This window comes from Arthrobacter sp. RT-1, from assembly GCF_003367205.1.
Lineage (GTDB): Bacteria > Actinomycetota > Actinomycetes > Actinomycetales > Micrococcaceae > Arthrobacter.
Genome location: NZ_QRGQ01000011.1, coordinates 37,942 through 53,987 on the forward strand (window position 1 = coordinate 37,942; position 16,046 = coordinate 53,987).

The window sequence follows — 16,046 nt, forward strand, 5'->3', positions numbered from 1 at the left end:
AGGTGATCCTTACGTCTGCCGCAGCGGACCGGGGGTCACCCCGCACGGCTGCCGGCTACTGTGCTGCGCGCCGCAACTTGATCTCGATTGAGTCGACCCGCTCCCCAAACAATACATTCCGTGACCACTGGGCCTGGAGTCCCGCCACCAGTTGCTGAACCCCTGCCGCGTCAAGGCCGTCTTCGAGGTAAAGCACCACCTGCAGCTCGGGTCCGGCTCCTCCGCCCGGCATGGCGGATCCGTCGGCCGTACGGGACGCCACTCCCCCGCCGGGCAACAACTCGATGCGCCGGACAGCGGGAAAATCCGCCGCGGCCCGGCCCATTTCCGCCGCGAGTTCCCCATCCATGTAGGAGGGGGTCCAGTCCTGCTGCTGGGCAAGGGCCCACACGGCAGGCCGGCGGACCACAAAGGTGACCTCGGCCCCGGGATCCAAAACCAGGAGTTCGGCGCCCTCAGCCACCGCAGACAAGGCAGCACGGGCTGCATAGACGGCTACCGGCCGGGCGTCCGGATGCCAGCTGGCCAGCGCCGCAACCGAGGTGAACGCTGGCATGGCGGTCCGGCCGTCTGCGGCTTTCAGGGTGACCAAAGCCATGTCAGCCTGCTTATCCGCGTGCAGGCCATGGGCGGATTCCCCTTCTTCGGCGAGCTGGGCAACGATGGGAATGAAGACCCGGGCGGTGGCCAGGGAAGCAACAACGGCTGTTTCGTCCGCTGCGCCTGCCCGGAGGTCCGCGACGGCGGCGAGGTAACCGGCGTCAGCCGATCCGTCATCGTCCTCGAAGTTGTGGATCCTGGCGTCGTCGCCGGCGAGGCTGCGGCCCGCCCATGGCTGGCCGGCGGAGTCCGTGGCACCTCCCGCGCCTGCCAGTGCTGCCGCGATGTGCCCTGGAAGGGGACGCGGTGCGGGTGCTTCGTGGTTGGCCATGCTGCGAATGGTCCCTGTTGCCGCGCCCTTAGCGGCGGCCGGCGACGTCGAGGGCTTCGGGAAGTGTGAAGGCCCGGGCGTACAGCGCCTTGCCTACGATTGCGCCTTCGACACCGAGCGGCACGAGCGAACGCAGGACCTTCAGGTCGTCCAGGCTGGAGATGCCGCCGGAGGCCACCACGGGCTTGCCCGTCTTCTCCACCATCTGGCGCAGGAGTTCGACGTTGGGACCCTGGAGCGTGCCGTCCTTGGTGACGTCGGTGACGACATACCTGGAGCAGCCTGCCTCTTCAAGGCGGCCCAGGACCTCCCAGAGGTCCCCGCCTTCCTTGGTCCAGCCGCGGCCGGCAAGGGTGGTTCCGCGAACGTCCAGGCCGACGGCGATCTTGTCGCCGAAGCGGTCGATGGCCCGGCGCGTCCAGTCCGGATTTTCCAGGGCGGCGGTGCCCAGGTTTACGCGGGCTACGCCGAGGTCCAGGGCGGCCTCGAGGGTTTCGTCATCGCGCAGGCCTCCGGAGAGTTCCACGTTGATGTCCAGCCGGCCCACCACTTCCCGGAGCAGTTCAGCGTTGGATCCTCGTCCAAAAGCGGCATCCAGATCCACCAGGTGCACCCATTCCGCGCCCTGCTGCTGCCAGTTCAACGCGGCCTCCAGCGGAGTGCCGTAACTCGTTTCGCTGCCCGCTTCGCCCTGGACCAGCCGGACGGCCTGCCCGTTCACGACGTCAACGGCGGGCAGCAGTTCAAGAACCGGCAGATCGTTAGCGGTGGTCATCTTCATCCTTCAGGGTTGGGGCAGGGTGGGCCGGGCCGTCAGTTGGCCGGCAGCGTCAGCAGGTAGGCGGCAAGCAAAGCCATGCCCGCCAGGACGTAGAACGATATTTGGGTCCAGAGCGGCTTGTGCTGCTGCCGGAAGGACAGGGCTCCGCCCACCAGCAGGCCGGCGAGGGCCATCAGGACAACGGACCACAGCATCTAGGCGTTGCCGCCGGCCGGCTCTGAAGTGTCGCCGGCGGCCGGGTTCTCCGCAGCCGGGGCATTGCCGCCGGCAGCGGGGCGGCGCAGGGCCTCCACCCAGTTCCGCAGCAGCCGGGAACCGGCATCGCCGGACTTTTCCGGGTGGAACTGCGTGGCACAGAGCGGGCCGTTTTCGACCGCCGCGATGAACGGGGCGCCGTGCTCCGACCAGGTGACCAAGGGCGCCGCCATCCGCGGCTGGATGACGTCGAAGTTCCATTCCTGTACTCCATAGGAGTGCACAAAGTAGAACCGCTCGTTTTCAACCCCGGCGAAGAGCTTGGAGCCCTCCGGCACCTTCACCGTGTTCCAGCCCATGTGCGGCACCACGTCCGCCGGGAGGAGCTCGACTTTCCCGGGCCACTCCCCGATGCCTTCGGCCTCGGTGCCGTGTTCGACGCCGGCCTCGAAAAGCACCTGGAGGCCAACGCAGATACCGAGGACCGGGCGGCCGCCGGCAACCCGCCTGCCGATAAGGCGGATGCCGTCCACGGCCTTGAGTTCGCGCATGACGGTTTCAAAGGCGCCGACGCCGGGGACCACCAGGCCGTCGGCGTTCAGGACATCCTCGGGCTTGGCGCTGAGGACCACCTCGGCACCGGCCCGTTCCAGGGCGCGCACGGCCGACCGGACGTTGCCCGAGCCATAGTCCAGGACGGTGACCGTGGGCTTTCCCTCCGGCGAGGGCAGCTTCCGGGACGCAGAAGGATCGATGATGGCCCCGTCTTTCAGGACCTGGCCGCTCACAGCGCGCCCTTGGTGGACGGGATGCCTTCAACGCGGGGATCCGGCTCCACGGCAGCGCGCAGCGCCCGGGCGAACGCCTTGAACTGCGCTTCCACGATGTGATGCGGGTCGCGGCCCGCGATCACGTTCATGTGCAGGCAGATCCCTGCGTGCAGCGTGATGGCTTCGAAGATGTGCCGGGTCAGGGAGCCTGTGAAGTGGCCGCCGATGAGGTGGTACTCCTGGCCGGCCGGCTCGCCGCCGTGCACCAGGTAGGGCCGTCCGGAAACGTCCACGACGGCGTGGGCCAACGCTTCGTCCAGGGGAACGGTAGCTTCGCCGAACCGGCGGATCCCGGCTTTGTTGCCCAGGGCGGTGCGCAGTACCTCGCCGAAGGTGATGGCGACGTCTTCCACGGTGTGGTGAACATCAATATGGATGTCGCCGGTGGCCTTCACCGTCATGTCGATGAGCGAGTGCTTGCACAGCGCCGTGAGCATATGGTCGTAGAACGGCACGGACGTGTCGATGTCCGAGATGCCGGTGCCGTCGAGATTGATTTCCACGAGCACGGACGACTCGCTGGTGGCACGCTCCATGCGCGCAGTCCGGGAGGCGGCCGCGTTCGATCCGGTGGAAGTCATGGTCAGGTGTCCTTTAAGGCAGAAGGTTTGATTTTGGGGGCGCCCAGCGCCCGGTAGGTCAAGTCTAGGCTGGAAGGGCAGCCTGGCTTGCAAGGATGCTTTCCAGGGACGTGAGGAAGGCTGTGGTTTCGGTCTCAGTGCCGGCGGTCACGCGCAGGTGGCCGGGGATTCCGACGTCCCGGATCAGCACACCGGCGTCCAGCAGCTGCTGCCAGACGTCGTGGGGCCGATCCAGTCCGCCGAAGAAGACAAAGTTGGAGTCCGAGGCAGCGGGCTTAAGGCCCATACGGGTCAGCTCCGAGACGATCCGGTCACGCTGCCTCTTGATGTCCTCAACATCGGCCATCAGTGCTTCGCGGTGCTGCAGGGCGGCCAGGGCCGTGGCCTGGGTGACGGCGGACAGGTGGTAGGGCAGCCGGACCAGGCGCAGGGCGTCCGTGACCTCGGGTGCCGCGGCCATGTAGCCCAGCCGGGCGCCGGCCAGGGCAAAAGCCTTGCTCATGGTGCGGATGACAATGAGCCGCTCGCGGCCCGGCAGCAGGGTCAGGGCACTCGGCGTGCCGTCGTGGGCAAATTCGTGGTAAGCCTCGTCCACGATCACGATCGTCTGGCTGGCCTCACCGGCGGCATAGACGCCCTCCACAACATCCATTCCCAGGCCCGTGCCGGTGGGATTGTTGGGCGAGCTCAGGAAAACGATGTTTGGCTGCAGTTCCTTGACCTGGCGTGCTGCCGATTCGGCGCTGAGGCCGTACCCCTCGGCGCGTTCGCCAGTGATGTATTCGGTGTCGGTACCGCTGGCGAGCAGCGGGTACATCGAATACGTGGGGGGGAAGCCCAGCGCCGTCCGGCCCGGACCGCCGAATGCCTGCAGGATCTGCTGGAGCACCTCGTTGGAACCGTTGGCAGCCCAGAGATTGGCCTCATCCAGTCCATGCCCCAGGTATTCGGCCAACGCCTTCCGAAGCTCGGTAAACTCCCGGTCCGGGTAGCGGTTGAGCCCGGCGGCGGCCTCTGTTACCGCGGCGCTGATGGCGGCCCGCACGTCCGCGGGAACACCGTGGGTGTTTTCGTTGACGTTGAGAAGGATGGGGACATCCAGCTGGGGCGCCCCATAGGGGGTCAGCCCGCGGAGGTTGCTGCGGAGGGGAAGCCGGTTCAGACGCTCAAGCTGGTCATTCACCTGAACAGTTTAGTGGCCGTTCCGGAGACCGGAAAATGTGACGGCCCCTGTTCGCGCTCAGCGTGCACGGACTTCTGCGGCTTCAGCGGGTGGGGACGTAGAGCTGCTGCCCGGGGAGGACTGCTCCGGCCGGCAGGTTGTTGAGCTGGACGATGTCCGCAATCACATCGCGGGCGTCCCGGCCAGGGGCAACGGTGCCCGCGATGGCCCACAGCGATTCGCCGGGCTGGACGGTCACCGTGACGGTGGGTGTCACCGACAGGTCCTCCGGCGCATCGGACGCCTTGGCCGGCGAGTTGAAGAACCCCGCCAGGGATAGCAGCAGGGCAGCCAGCAGCACCAGCGGAATCCCGATCAGGACAACCTTGCCCCGGCGCGTCAGGCGCAACGGCGGCAGGGGTGCCGGCTTGCCCGGGGACTCCGGCATACCCGCCGGCACCTGCGAGGACCGGGACCTGTGCCGTTGCGACAGAAGCTGGTGTGCGGACTGATGGGAATGAACGCGCGGACCCTTGGCCTGCGAAGCGGATATAGCTGACATGAACTGAGCCCTCCTGGACCGTACTGTGCTGCCCGACCTTGCTGCTTCTATGTCCCGCTCCGCTGCTGCACCGCCGGCACTTCGGCTGGTTCTTCGAAAAACGCACGCTGTATTCGAATGATGCAAGCCTCGAGTAGAACACATGTTCGAACTTTGCTCCTTCTGTTTTAGCACCTATCAACGAACAATGTCGAGACTCGCTAGAACAAATGTTTGAAAAAGCAATGTGGCTGGCCTAGTTTTGAAGGAAAGAACAACCACCCTTGAAGTTGATCAGCAGGGTCTGACATTGAGGCAAGCTCACCCAGTCCGGCGCAGCGACAAGCCCGGTGGCAACCGAAAGGCATTGGCGAATATGGCAGCAGCAGCCACCGGGGGCAGGGCAGCCCCGCAGCCGAAGAAGACCGCCAAAGGGTTGACGCCCCGGCAGAAAAAAATCCTCGAAACCATCCAGCGCTCCGTCAATGACAACGGCTATCCGCCGTCCATGCGCGAGATCGGCGATACGGTGGGGCTCGCAAGCCTCTCAAGCGTGACGCACCAGCTCTCGCAGCTGGAGAAACTGGGATATCTCCGCCGGGATCCGAAGCGGCCGCGCGCCATGGAGGTGCTGATGCCCCTCACGCTGGACGGCGGCGCGGCCAAGACGGCACACCAGCCTGCGGCCGCTTCGGCGCCTGGCGCCGGCGCAACAGTCACCGCGCTGCCCACGGCACTGGATACGGCAATGGTTCCCCTGGTTGGCCGCATTGCTGCCGGCGGCCCCATCCTGGCGGACCAGCTGGTGGAGGATGTCATGCCGCTGCCCCGCCAACTGGTGGGCCAGGGCGAGCTCTTTATGCTCAAGGTGGCTGGTGACTCCATGGTGGACGCAGCCATCTGCGACGGCGACTGGGTGGTGGTCCGCCGCCAGGCGGACGCCGCCAACGGCGACATCGTGGCCGCGCTCCTGGACGATGAAGCCACCGTCAAGACCTTCCGCCAGCGTGACGGCCACACATGGCTGCTCCCGCAGAACACGCAGTACGAACCCATTCTTGGCGACCACGCCACCATCATGGGCAAAGTGGTCTCGGTCCTGCGCTCACTCTAGGAACAACAGGGCCTGGTACAGCCAAACCCTGCAAAGAGACGGCACCATTCCCGGATCCCGGGCATGGTGCCGTCTTTTCAGTTGGACTCCCCGGCCAGCCTCTCAAGGGCCGCCACCGCGGTCTTCCGGTCCGTGGTGGCCCAGAACGGCGGCAGGGCAGCCCGCAGGAAACCCGCATACCGCTCCGTGGCCAGCCGGGAATCCAGCACTGCCACCACTCCCTTGTCGCCGGTGGACCGGATCAGCCGGCCGGCGCCCTGCGCCAGCCGAATGGCGGCGTGGGTTGCCGAGACCGACATAAAGCCGTTTCCGCCCGCCTGGGCCACCGCTCGGGAACGCGCTGTCATCAGGGGATCATCCGGCCGCGGGAACGGAATCCGGTCGATGACCACCAGCCGGCAGGACCCGCCCGGCACATCCACTCCCTGCCAGAGGGACATGGTGCCGAACAGGCAGGTGTCGGGCTCGTCGGCGAACTGTTTGACCAGTGCCGTCATGGTGGAGTCGCCCTGGCAGAGGACGGTCACGCCCAGCTTGGGCCGGAGGGCCTCGGCCGCTTCTTCAGCGGCGCGTCTGGAGGAGAAGAGGCAGAGCGCTCCGCCGCCCGACGCGCGGATGAGCGCCTCCAGCTCAGCCAGGGATTCAGGGGACGCACCCCGGCCAGGCTTGGGCAGGTGCCCGGCCACGTAGAGGATGCCCTGTTTCGGGTAGTCGAAGGGCGATCCCACGTCCACGCCGGTCCAGCTGGGAGCACCCTCGCCCACCAGGCCCAGCCCGCCTGCGGCCGGTTCAAATGCGGAACCGATGGCAAGCGTGGCAGACGTCAGGACCACGGTGTGCCCGGCGAAAAGCCCCTCCCGCAACCGTCCGGCGACGGACAGCGGTGCGATGTTGATCAGGGCCGGCGCTGTTTCGTCCGGCTGTGAATAGCCCTGGGCGGGATCAAAGGAGCTGGCGCGGGAAAACCACACCACCTCCCGGTTCTCGCGGGCAGCGAGGAGCCGTTCGCAAAGTTCCAGGATGAGCATCAGACGGGACCGCGCAAGCTGCCTGCCGCCGTCGGCCGTGGTGCTGCTGTCCCCCTTGGAGTCGGACAGCGCCGCGCGGCAGGCCTCACGCAGCTGGTCGATGCAGTCCAGCTGTTCGTCATTCAGCCCGTTTGGAAGCAGCCCGTTTGGCACGCCCGCGAGGGCGAGCTCAAGATTGGCGGCTGCGGCGTTGAGCGCATCCACCGTGATGGCCGTATGCTTCCGCGCCCCGGAAGCTGCCGCGTGGATCATGGCCACCGAAAGCTGGCCCGACACCGCACCCGTGACCCGGTCCTGGAGTTCATGGGCTTCATCCACCACCACGACGTCGTATTCCGGAAGGACCGCCAGCCCCTCGAAGGCACTGACAGCCAGCATCGCATGGTTGGTGACCACAACATCGGCTTCCGCGGCGTCCTGCCGGGCAAGCTCGCTGAAACACTCCGCAGCCATCGGGCACTTCTGCGCGCCCAGGCATTCCATCGACGTCACTGACACCTGCCGCCATGCCCGGTCCGTTACGCCGGGCAGGAGTTCGTCACGGTCGCCGGTTGCGGTCTTCTCCGCCCATTCACGAAGGCGCACCACTTCTTTTCCGAGCTGGGACGCGGGTCCACCCACCGTAGCTGCGAAGTGGGGAACGCTGGTGTCCTCCCCCAGCGAAAAGAGCTGGCCCTCGGAAGGTTCCTCGGACGGAAACCCGCCCTCCAGCTTGTGCCGGCAGACGTAATTGGACCGGCCCTTCACCAGGGCCACTTTGACGGGCCGGTCAAGGGCAGGCGTGATGGCTTTGAGGAGCCGGGGCAGGTCCCTGCCCACGATCTGCGTCTGCAGTGCCAGCGTTGCCGTGGAGACCAGGGCGGGTTTGTTGCTCTCCAGGGCGTGCGCGATCAGGGGTATCAGGTAGGCCAGCGACTTACCGGTACCCGTTCCTGCCTGGACGAGCAGGTGGTTACCTGTTTCGATGGCCTGGGCAACCTGTTTGGCCATCTCGTGCTGCCCCGCGCGGCTCTGGCCGCCCATGGCGGCCACGGCCCGGTCGAGCAGTTCGATAACGAACTGCCCGCCGGCCGTGTCCGTGGCTTCGCCGGCCACGGCGTCAGTCATTGCTGATGAATGATTCCAGTTCGGCCGCGAGGCCTTCCCGCACCATCACCACGGCACGGGTACCAGCCTCAACGTGGTCCACGCTGATGATCTCGGCGTCCGACTCGTGGAGCTTGCTGATCAGGTCACCGCGGTTGTACGGAATCAGCAGTTCCAGCTTGACGCTGGGCCGTGGAATGGCGTCGCTGATCGCTTTCAGCAGCTCTGCGATTCCTTCACCGGTGCGTGCCGATACCACCACGTGGCGCGGTTCGCGCTGCTTCAGCCGTTCCACCACGAAGGGGTCCGCGGCATCGGCCTTGTTCAGGACGATGATTTCGGGAACCTTCCGGGCATCCACTTCGCTGAAGACCTTGCGGACTGCGCCGATCTGCCCTTCCGGGTCCGGGTGCGACACATCCACCACGTGCAGGATCAGATCGGCGTCGGCGACCTCCTCCAGGGTGGAGCGGAATGCCTCCACGAGCTGGGTGGGCAGCGACCGGACAAAACCCACGGTGTCGGCCAGGGTGTACCCCAGGCCGTCCGCCGTCTCCGCCTTGCGGACTGTGGGGTCCAGCGTGGCGAACAGGGCGTTCTCCACCAGGACGCCGGCGTCCGTCAGCCGGTTGAGCAGCGAGGACTTTCCGGCGTTTGTGTACCCGGCGATGGCCACGGACGGGACGGCATTACGACGGCGGTTGGCGCGTTTGGTTTCGCGGGCAGGCTTCATCGCGGCGATCTCGCGCCGCAGCTTGGCCATGCGCGTGCGGATCCGCCGGCGGTCCAGTTCGATCTTCGTTTCACCGGGACCGCGGGAACCCATACCGGCCGCCGCGCCGCCCACCTGGCCACCTGCCTGGCGGGACATGGACTCGCCCCAGCCGCGGAGGCGGGGAAGCAGGTATTCGAGCTGGGCAAGCTCAACCTGCGCCTTGCCTTCGCGGCTCTTGGCGTGCTGGGCGAAGATATCCAGGATCAGTGCCGTGCGGTCGATGACCTTGACCTTGACGATGTCTTCAAGGCCACGCCGCTGGGACGGGGCAAGCTCGGCGTCCACCACCACGGTGTCCGCACCGGTGGACATCACGATGTCCTTGAGTTCCAGGGCTTTTCCGGAGCCCAGGAACGTTCCGGGGTCCGGCTTGGCCCGGCGCTGCACGAGGCCGTCCAGGACCTCGGAGCCCGCCGTTTCCGCGAGGGCTGCAAGCTCCCGAAGGGAGTTCTCGGCGTCGGCGAGGGTTCCGTCGGACCAGAGCCCGGCGAGGACGACGCGCTCAAGGCGGAGCTGGCGGTACTCGACCTCGGTGACGTCTTCGAGTTCGGTGGAAAGACCTGCCGTGCGGCGCAGTGCGCGGCGTTCCTCGAGGTCCTGCTGGTCACCGTCGAACGTGGTGTGTTCTTCATCCAGGCGGGAAATGGCCTGGGCCTTGCCCAGCACCTTCCCGTCTCCGCGTTCGTCGGTGGGGGGCGTGCTGAGGTTTTTGGCCGGTACGTCCTTGGAGAGAATCCGGTCGATAACAGCCTGGATTTCCTCAGGACTCATGTCCTGGGCGGCTGAATCGGATCCGGTGTTGGGCTGGCTGGTCATGGTCTCCTTTGAAGGTTCGGCATTTCCAGAATAGTGCCGATTGCTGGTCTGTGGGGAAGTATTCGCGCTGGGCTGACGGCCTGCGGTCATGCGGTTCTCCTGGGAAGTTTTGCGCCGGCGGCCGGGAAGGGGCGGCGGCGGACGTGCCGCACCAAGTACGGGCGGCGGAACGGGCCGGAAAAACGGCGAGAGGACCAGCGGAAAGCTGACTTTCGAGTGTTGTCCGGCTGCCGGAGCAAACGGGGATGCGTCTGGTCCGGTGCACAAGCGGAAGGAATAACCTGCATCGCTGTGGGACAGGCTGTCGCGGAAGGACAGGCTTCGGGACGGGCTTTGCCCGTGCCGGCTACTCGAAGATCAGGAACATGCCTCCCAGATTAGCAGAGCGTGATTGGGGGCAGTTTCCCATTACGCTGCAAGGGGAACTACTCTGGCCAGTTATGGAGTCCGCACACTATTTCAGCGCATCGCCCGCCGGCCCCTTTACCCGCAAGCCCCTCACTGTTGAACTGGCCGGTGAAACGCGCAGGCTGCAGACTTCCAGCGGCATCTTCAGCCCGGACGGGATCGACAAGGGAACGGCCATCCTCCTGGCCGAAGTTCCGGCGCCAGCCCCCACGGGCAACCTGCTGGACATTGGCTGCGGCTGGGGCCCGATCGCCCTCACCATGGCCCTGCGGGCACCGCACGCCCAGGTCTATGCCGTGGACGTCAATGAGCGGTGCATCGCGCTGACCAACGAAAACGCCGCCGCGCTGGGCCTGTCCAACGTTGTTGCCAGCACGCCGGAGGCAGTGGACCCGGACGTACGCTTCGACACCATCTGGTCGAATCCCCCCATCAGGATCGGCAAGGATGAGCTGCACAGCCTGCTGACCCTGTGGCTGCCACGGCTGGCGCCGGGCGGTACCGCCTGGCTGGTGGTGCAGAAGAACCTGGGATCGGATTCCCTCCAGCGCTGGCTGGCGGCCGAACTCGGCAGCGCCTTCACCGTGACCCGGGAATCAACGTCAAAGTCCTTCCGGATCCTGAAGGTCAGGAAAGCGTCCCGGTTGCCACAATAACGGCCGGGCCGCTGAGCTCGACATGCTCGTGCCCTCCGGGGCCGGCGAAGAACTTGACGCCCACCACTCCTCCGGGGACGTGGACCCGCCAGGTGTCAGGTGCTTCGGCGCCGGCCCAGTGCCGGATGGCGACGGCGGCGGCGCAGGCCCCGGTACCGCAGGACTGGGTCTCCCCCACACCGCGTTCGTGGACCCTCATGGTGACGGACCCGACGCCGTCGTGGACCAGTGGTTCGGACGGAACAACGAATTCCACGTTGGTCCCGTTGGCAGGAACGGGCTCGACGCTCGGGGGAGTGAACAACCGGGTTCCCGCCAGTTCCGACAACTCAGCAAGGGCAACCACCGTGTGCGGATTGCCCATGCTGACGGACAGTGCCGGGCGCGGAACTTCCAGGCCTTCGGCGGTCACCAGGGAATCCATGGCTTTGGCCGTGGCCTCGCCGGGAAAGATGAACTCCCAGGGACCCATGTCCACCGCGTAGTCATCGCCGGTACGGACCACCGTCTTGGCCCCGCCCCGCGTGCCGATGGTGAGGGCACCGCCGTCGGGAAGGTCGATGAGGCCCTCCGAGCGGAGGAAGTGGACGAAAACGCGGACGCCGTTGCCGCACATCTCCGAGAGTGAGCCATCGCCGTTCCGGTAGTCCATGAACCACTCTGCCTCGGGGGTGCCGGCCAGCAGTTCACGCCCCTCGGGGAGGAACCGCGAGGGCACGGCCCGGATGAGGCCGTCGCCGCCTATGCCGCGGTGCCGGTCGCACAGCGCCGCAACCTGGTCGGCCGTGATGGTGTGGGCACCCTCGGGATCTGCTACCAGGACAAAATCGTTGCCCGTGCCGTGCCCCTTTGAGAAGCGGAGTCCGCCCAGCGTGCGGAAAGCGGGCGCGGTGGTCTCTGCCAGGGTTGCATCCATGGATCCAAGGGTACCGGCCGTGCCCGGCGGGCTGGAAACCGGCTACCGGGAGAGCGCCGCGGCCCGGTCAAGCAACTGCGGGTCCTGCCAGTCCAGCCAACTGATCCGGGGGTCGGCACGGAACCAGGTGAGCTGGCGGCGTGCGAACTGGCGGGTGGCAACGATGGTGTCTTCGGCTGCCTCCGCTTGGGTCGCTGTACCGTCGATCACCTGCAGGAACTGGGAGTAGCCGAGCGCCCGGGGTGCTGTTTTTCCTTCGCGCAGACCCTGTGCGTCGAGCCGCCGCACCTCGGCCAGCAAACCGTTGTCCACCATCGCATGGACCCGCAGCGCCAGACGCTCCCGGAGTGCCTCGCGGTCCACAGCGAGGCCGATTTGCACGGCAGGCTGGACGTACTCCCGCTGCGGCATAAAGGAGCTGAAGGGACGGCCGGTCAGTTCATGAACCTCCAGGGCCCGGATGATGCGCCTGTCATCGGACAGCCGGCCCGCCGAGACCGGGTCCACTGCATGGAGCCGGGCGAGGAGAGCGGACGTACCCTGGGCAGCGAGGTCTGCCTCCAGCCGCTGGCGCAGCTGCGGGTCGGTTCCCGGGAATTCCAGGACATCAAGTGCGGCCCGCACGTAGAGACCCGACCCGCCCACCAGGATGGCCCGCTTTCCCCGGGCGTGGATTTCGCCGATGAGCTGCCGCGCCTGTTGTTGGAAATCGGAGACGCTCGCTTCCTGCGTGACGTCCAGGATGTCCAGGAGATGGTGCGGTACTCCCCTGCGTTCGGCCTGAGTGATCTTCGCGGTGCCGATGTCCATGCCGCGGTAGAACTGCATGGCGTCGGCATTGACCACTTCGCCGTCCAGCTCAAGGGCAAGGCTGACGGCCAGGTCAGACTTGCCGGAACCGGTGGGGCCAACGACGGCGATGACTGGCGGGGTGCCCACCGGTCAGCGCGTGCGCAGCGGCAGCGACGGCATGCCGAGGGAGACTCCCGTGCGGCCGGCACCGGAGCCGGGTGCAGGCGCGCCGCAGGAATCCGCCTGGGACCTGTCCCAGGCGTCGCCGGCTCGTGACCGGCGGAGGCTGTAGTCCCCGATGGTGGGGTCGGCCACGAGGTGGAAGGCGGCAGCCTCGGTGATGGTGACTGTCACGAGGTCCCCGGGGCGCGGGGCCGGCGCGCCGCCAGGCACGGAAAAGTGCACCAGCCGCTGGTCCTGGGACCGGCCGGACAACCGGTGGGTTTCCCCGGCCTTCCGTCCGGACTGCGCGGTGACCATGACTTCCACGCGGCGGCCGAGCTGCTTCCGGTTTTCTTCCGCGGCGATCCGGTCCTGCAGGGCGGTGAGCCGTTCGAAGCGTTCCTGGACTACGGCCTTGGGCAGCTGGTCCGGCAGGTCTGCGGCGGGCGTGCCCGGACGCTTGGAGTACTGGAACGTGAATGCCGTGGCGAAACGGGACTTCTCCACCACGTCCAGGGTGGCCTGGAAGTCTTCCTCGGTTTCCCCGGGGAAGCCCACAATGATGTCCGTTGAGATGGCGGCGTGCGGGATTTTTTCGCGGACCTTGTCCAGGATGCCCAGGAACTTCGTTGACCGGTAGGAGCGCTTCATGGCGCGCAGGATGCCGTCAGAGCCGGACTGCAGCGGCATGTGCAGCTGCGGCATGACATTTGGGGTTTCTGCCATGGCGTCGATGACGTCGTCAGTGAAAGCTGCGGGGTGCGGGCTGGTGAACCGCACGCGTTCCAGGCCTTCGATGTCGCCGCAGGCCCGCAGGAGCTTGGAAAAGGCCTGCCGGTCACCGAACTCCACGCCGTAGGAATTGACGTTCTGGCCCAGGAGGGTGACCTCGATGGCGCCGTCGTCCACGAGGGCCTGGATTTCGGCAAGGATGTCGCCGGGGCGCCGGTCCTTCTCCTTGCCCCGGAGAGCGGGCACGATGCAGAACGTGCAGGTGTTGTTGCAGCCCACCGAAATGGACACCCAGCCCGAATAGACGGAGTCCCGCTTGGTGGGAAGCGTGGACGGGAAAACGTCCAGGGATTCCAGGATTTCCAGCTGGGCCTCGTTGTTGTGCCGGGCACGGTCCAGCAAGGCAGGCAAGGCGCCCACGTTGTGGGTGCCGAAGACAGCATCCACCCAGGGCGCCTTTTTGAGGATGGTTTCGCGGTCCTTCTGGGCAAGGCATCCGCCCACCGCGATCTGCATTCCGGGATTGGCCGCCTTCACCGGTGCCAGGATGCCCAGGTTGCCGTAGAGCTTGTTGTCGGCGTTTTCGCGCACTGCACAGGTGTTGAACACCACAACATCCGCCTGCTCGCCGTCGGCGGGGATGTAGCCGGCGTCCTCGAGCATTCCGGCCATGCGCTCTGAGTCGTGCACGTTCATCTGGCAGCCGAACGTCCGCACTTGGTACGTGCGCGGCTTATGTCCGCCGGACAGCACAGCGGGTGCGCTCTCTTCGGAGGAGTTGGCGCCGGAAAGGGGGGAAGGAATGGTCAAACTCACCTGTTAAGGGTACCGGCTTCCCGGCTGGTCATTGTCGGGAGCGGCGTGCGAATCGAGGACCTCGCCGACGATCCGGAATGCCTGGGATGGCTGGTAGCCCTTGCGCGCAAGCATGGACGCCAGGCGCCGGGTTGCCTTGTCCCGCTCAGCCCGGTCGCCGAGGTCCGTTCCCGGACGGATCTTCCGTTCCACCAGGGTCCGCGCCGCAGCTTCCTCGTCGGCGTCAGAGAGCTGCTCCAGCGCTGCGCTGGCAGTCTCCTGGTCGATGCCCTTCTCAGCGAGTTCACGCCGGAGCGCGCCCTTTGCCAGCTTCCGGGACTGGGAGCGACTGCGAACCCACATGTCGGCGAATTCGGCGTCATCAACCAGCCGGACTTCCTCGAACTTGTCCAGCACCGCCTCGGCGACGTCTTCCGGGATGTTCCGTTCGGCGAGTTTGCGTGCCAGCTGCAGCCGGCTCTTGGCAGAAGCAGTCAGCTGGCGGTAGACGATGGCCTGCGCAACCGACACCGGATCGGGCTCGGCATCGCCAAACCCCGGAGCCTCAGGATCCTCGAACCCGCCCGCCGCCCCTTCATCAGGGGTGGCCCGGCGGGCGCCGCGTGGGCGGCCTCCGGCAATCCGGGGCCGCCGCTCCCGTTCACTTCCCGTCAACTGCTAGAACCCGTCGACGGCCTTCAGCTTGGGCGAGTCCTTGGATTCGGGCTCCGCCGGCTTCACGCCGACACCAAGCTTTTCCTTGATCAGGCGCTCGAGTTCAGCCGCCAGCTCCGGGTTGTCGCGGAGGAACCGCCGCGAGTTCTCCATGCCCTGGCCAAGCTGGTCGCCATCGTAGGTGAACCACGAGCCGGACTTCTTGATGATGCCGTGCTCAACACCCATGTCGATGATGCCGCCCTCACGGGAAATGCCCTGGCCATAGATGATGTCGAACTCGGCCACCTTGAAGGGCGGGGCCATCTTGTTCTTGACGATCTTCGCCTTGGTCCGGTTGCCGACGGAATCGGCGCCTTCCTTCAGGGTTTGGATACGGCGTACGTCGATGCGGATTGAAGCGTAGAACTTCAGGGCCTTACCACCGGTGGTGGTTTCAGGGGAGCCGAAGAAAACACCGATTTTCTCGCGGAGCTGGTTGATGAAGATGGCGGTGGTCTTGGTCTGGCTCAGGCGGCCGGTGATCTTACGCAGGGCCTGGCTCATGAGGCGTGCCTGGAGGCCCACGTGGCTGTCGCCCATGTCGCCTTCGATTTCGGCGCGGGGCACCAGGGCTGCGACGGAGTCAATGACGATGACGTCCAGGGAGCCGGAGCCGACCAGCATGTCCATGATCTCCAGGGCCTGTTCACCGGTATCCGGCTGTGAGACGAGGAGGGCATCCGTGTCCACGCCCAGCTTGGCGGCGTACTCCGGGTCCAGGGCGTGCTCGGCATCGATGAACGCCGCGATACCGCCCTGGCGCTGGGCGTTTGCCACCGCGTGCAGGGCAACGGTGGTCTTACCGGAGGATTCCGGTCCGTAGATCTCCACGACGCGGCCGCGGGGCAGGCCGCCAATTCCCAGGGCGACATCCAATGCGATGGAACCGGTGGGAATGACTTCGATCGGGGCACGGACTTCATCGCCCAGGCGCATGACCGAGCCCTTGCCGAACTGCTTGTCAATCTGGGCAAGTGCTGCTTCCAGCGCTTTTGCACGATCCGGGGCTGCCGCCATGGTTGACACCT

16 protein-coding genes are annotated in these 16,046 nt (G+C 66.4%); 2 read left to right on the forward strand and 14 right to left on the reverse strand.

All coding sequences use genetic code 11. The annotated features are described in order from the left end of the window. Positions 1-55: 55 nt before the first annotated feature. The 7 genes from DXK94_RS10960 to DXK94_RS10985 form a co-directional block, all read right to left on the reverse strand. Positions 56-931 carry an SseB family protein gene (locus DXK94_RS10960; RefSeq protein ID WP_115525013.1) on the reverse strand — a complete coding sequence of 292 codons (876 nt, stop codon included), beginning with the start codon at positions 929-931 and terminating at the stop codon, positions 56-58. Between the two features lie 28 nt (positions 932-959). Continuing rightward, a complete protein-coding gene (priA, locus tag DXK94_RS10965; protein WP_115525014.1) occupies positions 960-1,706 on the reverse strand; it encodes a bifunctional 1-(5-phosphoribosyl)-5-((5-phosphoribosylamino)methylideneamino)imidazole-4-carboxamide isomerase/phosphoribosylanthranilate isomerase PriA in 747 nt (248 codons plus the stop codon). 38 nt (positions 1,707-1,744) lie between these two features. Beyond that, positions 1,745-1,906 carry a hypothetical protein gene (locus tag DXK94_RS21400; RefSeq protein WP_181884810.1) on the reverse strand — a complete coding sequence of 54 codons (162 nt, stop codon included), beginning with the start codon at positions 1,904-1,906 and terminating at the stop codon, positions 1,745-1,747. Further along, positions 1,907-2,695: an imidazole glycerol phosphate synthase subunit HisH gene (gene hisH, locus DXK94_RS10970; RefSeq protein ID WP_115525015.1), complete on the reverse strand. Its 789-nt coding sequence runs from the start codon at positions 2,693-2,695 to the stop codon at positions 1,907-1,909. Then, positions 2,692-3,318 (reverse strand): imidazoleglycerol-phosphate dehydratase HisB, encoded by a 627-nt coding sequence (hisB, locus tag DXK94_RS10975; protein ID WP_115525016.1) that lies wholly within the window; start codon positions 3,316-3,318, stop codon positions 2,692-2,694. Before hisB ends, hisH begins: the two co-directional genes overlap by 4 nt. Positions 3,319-3,382: 64 nt before the next feature. Next, positions 3,383-4,501: a histidinol-phosphate transaminase gene (locus DXK94_RS10980; RefSeq protein WP_115525017.1), complete on the reverse strand. Its 1,119-nt coding sequence runs from the start codon at positions 4,499-4,501 to the stop codon at positions 3,383-3,385. 82 nt (positions 4,502-4,583) lie between these two features. Next, entirely contained in the window at positions 4,584-4,928 is a 345-nt protein-coding gene (locus tag DXK94_RS10985) for a LysM peptidoglycan-binding domain-containing protein (RefSeq protein WP_258868520.1), read from the reverse strand. A gap of 469 nt (positions 4,929-5,397) precedes the next feature. Between DXK94_RS10985 and lexA the strand changes: the two genes are divergently transcribed. Beyond that, entirely contained in the window at positions 5,398-6,135 is a 738-nt protein-coding gene (gene lexA, locus DXK94_RS10990) for a transcriptional repressor LexA (RefSeq protein ID WP_115525019.1), read from the forward strand. 77 nt (positions 6,136-6,212) lie between these two features. Here lexA and DXK94_RS10995 read toward each other — a convergent pair whose 3' ends face one another. Beyond that, positions 6,213-8,270 carry an ATP-dependent DNA helicase gene (locus tag DXK94_RS10995; RefSeq protein WP_079595472.1) on the reverse strand — a complete coding sequence of 686 codons (2,058 nt, stop codon included), beginning with the start codon at positions 8,268-8,270 and terminating at the stop codon, positions 6,213-6,215. Beyond that, the gene (hflX, locus tag DXK94_RS11000) at positions 8,263-9,840 is read right to left on the reverse strand and encodes a GTPase HflX (protein WP_115525020.1); all 1,578 of its coding nucleotides are present in this window, start codon (positions 9,838-9,840) and stop codon (positions 8,263-8,265) included. The genes DXK94_RS10995 and hflX overlap by 8 nt, the downstream gene beginning before the upstream one ends. A gap of 440 nt (positions 9,841-10,280) precedes the next feature. Between hflX and DXK94_RS11005 the strand changes: the two genes are divergently transcribed. Then, positions 10,281-10,904 carry a class I SAM-dependent methyltransferase gene (locus tag DXK94_RS11005; RefSeq protein WP_115525021.1) on the forward strand — a complete coding sequence of 208 codons (624 nt, stop codon included), beginning with the start codon at positions 10,281-10,283 and terminating at the stop codon, positions 10,902-10,904. Here DXK94_RS11005 and dapF read toward each other — a convergent pair. The 5 genes from dapF to recA all read right to left on the reverse strand — a co-directional run bounded on the left by dapF (position 10,876) and on the right by recA (position 16,035). After that, complete coding sequence (gene dapF / locus DXK94_RS11010) at positions 10,876-11,820, reverse strand: diaminopimelate epimerase (RefSeq protein ID WP_115525022.1); 945 nt, start codon at positions 11,818-11,820, stop codon at positions 10,876-10,878. The genes DXK94_RS11005 and dapF overlap by 29 nt on opposite strands. A 42-nt stretch (positions 11,821-11,862) precedes the next feature. Then, positions 11,863-12,759, reverse strand: coding sequence for a tRNA (adenosine(37)-N6)-dimethylallyltransferase MiaA (gene miaA / locus DXK94_RS11015; protein ID WP_115525023.1), 897 nt, complete (start codon positions 12,757-12,759; stop codon positions 11,863-11,865). Positions 12,760-12,762: 3 nt separating this feature from the next. Next, positions 12,763-14,322, reverse strand: coding sequence for a tRNA (N6-isopentenyl adenosine(37)-C2)-methylthiotransferase MiaB (miaB, locus tag DXK94_RS11020; protein WP_115525024.1), 1,560 nt, complete (start codon positions 14,320-14,322; stop codon positions 12,763-12,765). A 3-nt stretch (positions 14,323-14,325) separates the two neighbouring features. Further along, entirely contained in the window at positions 14,326-14,832 is a 507-nt protein-coding gene (locus DXK94_RS11025; RefSeq protein ID WP_115525043.1) for a regulatory protein RecX, read from the reverse strand. 147 nt (positions 14,833-14,979) lie between these two features. Next, entirely contained in the window at positions 14,980-16,035 is a 1,056-nt protein-coding gene (recA, locus tag DXK94_RS11030; RefSeq protein WP_079595873.1) for a recombinase RecA, read from the reverse strand. Positions 16,036-16,046: the final 11 nt, after the last annotated feature.

What these genes read in the sequence shown, in the direction of transcription:
- DXK94_RS10960 (WP_115525013.1), bottom strand. Translation starts at nt 931, where the DNA reads ATGGCCAACCACGAAGCACCCGCACCGCGTCCCCTTCCAGGGCACATC.
- DXK94_RS10995 (WP_079595472.1), bottom strand. Translation starts at nt 8,270, where the DNA reads ATGACTGACGCCGTGGCCGGCGAAGCCACGGACACGGCCGGCGGGCAG.
- hflX (WP_115525020.1), bottom strand. Translation starts at nt 9,840, where the DNA reads ATGACCAGCCAGCCCAACACCGGATCCGATTCAGCCGCCCAGGACATG.
- priA (WP_115525014.1), bottom strand. Translation starts at nt 1,706, where the DNA reads ATGACCACCGCTAACGATCTGCCGGTTCTTGAACTGCTGCCCGCCGTT.
- lexA (WP_115525019.1), top strand. Translation starts at nt 5,398, where the DNA reads ATGGCAGCAGCAGCCACCGGGGGCAGGGCAGCCCCGCAGCCGAAGAAG.
- DXK94_RS11005 (WP_115525021.1), top strand. Translation starts at nt 10,281, where the DNA reads ATGGAGTCCGCACACTATTTCAGCGCATCGCCCGCCGGCCCCTTTACC.
- hisB (WP_115525016.1), bottom strand. Translation starts at nt 3,318, where the DNA reads ATGACTTCCACCGGATCGAACGCGGCCGCCTCCCGGACTGCGCGCATG.
- recA (WP_079595873.1), bottom strand. Translation starts at nt 16,035, where the DNA reads ATGGCGGCAGCCCCGGATCGTGCAAAAGCGCTGGAAGCAGCACTTGCC.
- dapF (WP_115525022.1), bottom strand. Translation starts at nt 11,820, where the DNA reads ATGGATGCAACCCTGGCAGAGACCACCGCGCCCGCTTTCCGCACGCTG.
- DXK94_RS10985 (WP_258868520.1), bottom strand. Translation starts at nt 4,928, where the DNA reads ATGCCGGAGTCCCCGGGCAAGCCGGCACCCCTGCCGCCGTTGCGCCTG.
- DXK94_RS21400 (WP_181884810.1), bottom strand. Translation starts at nt 1,906, where the DNA reads ATGCTGTGGTCCGTTGTCCTGATGGCCCTCGCCGGCCTGCTGGTGGGC.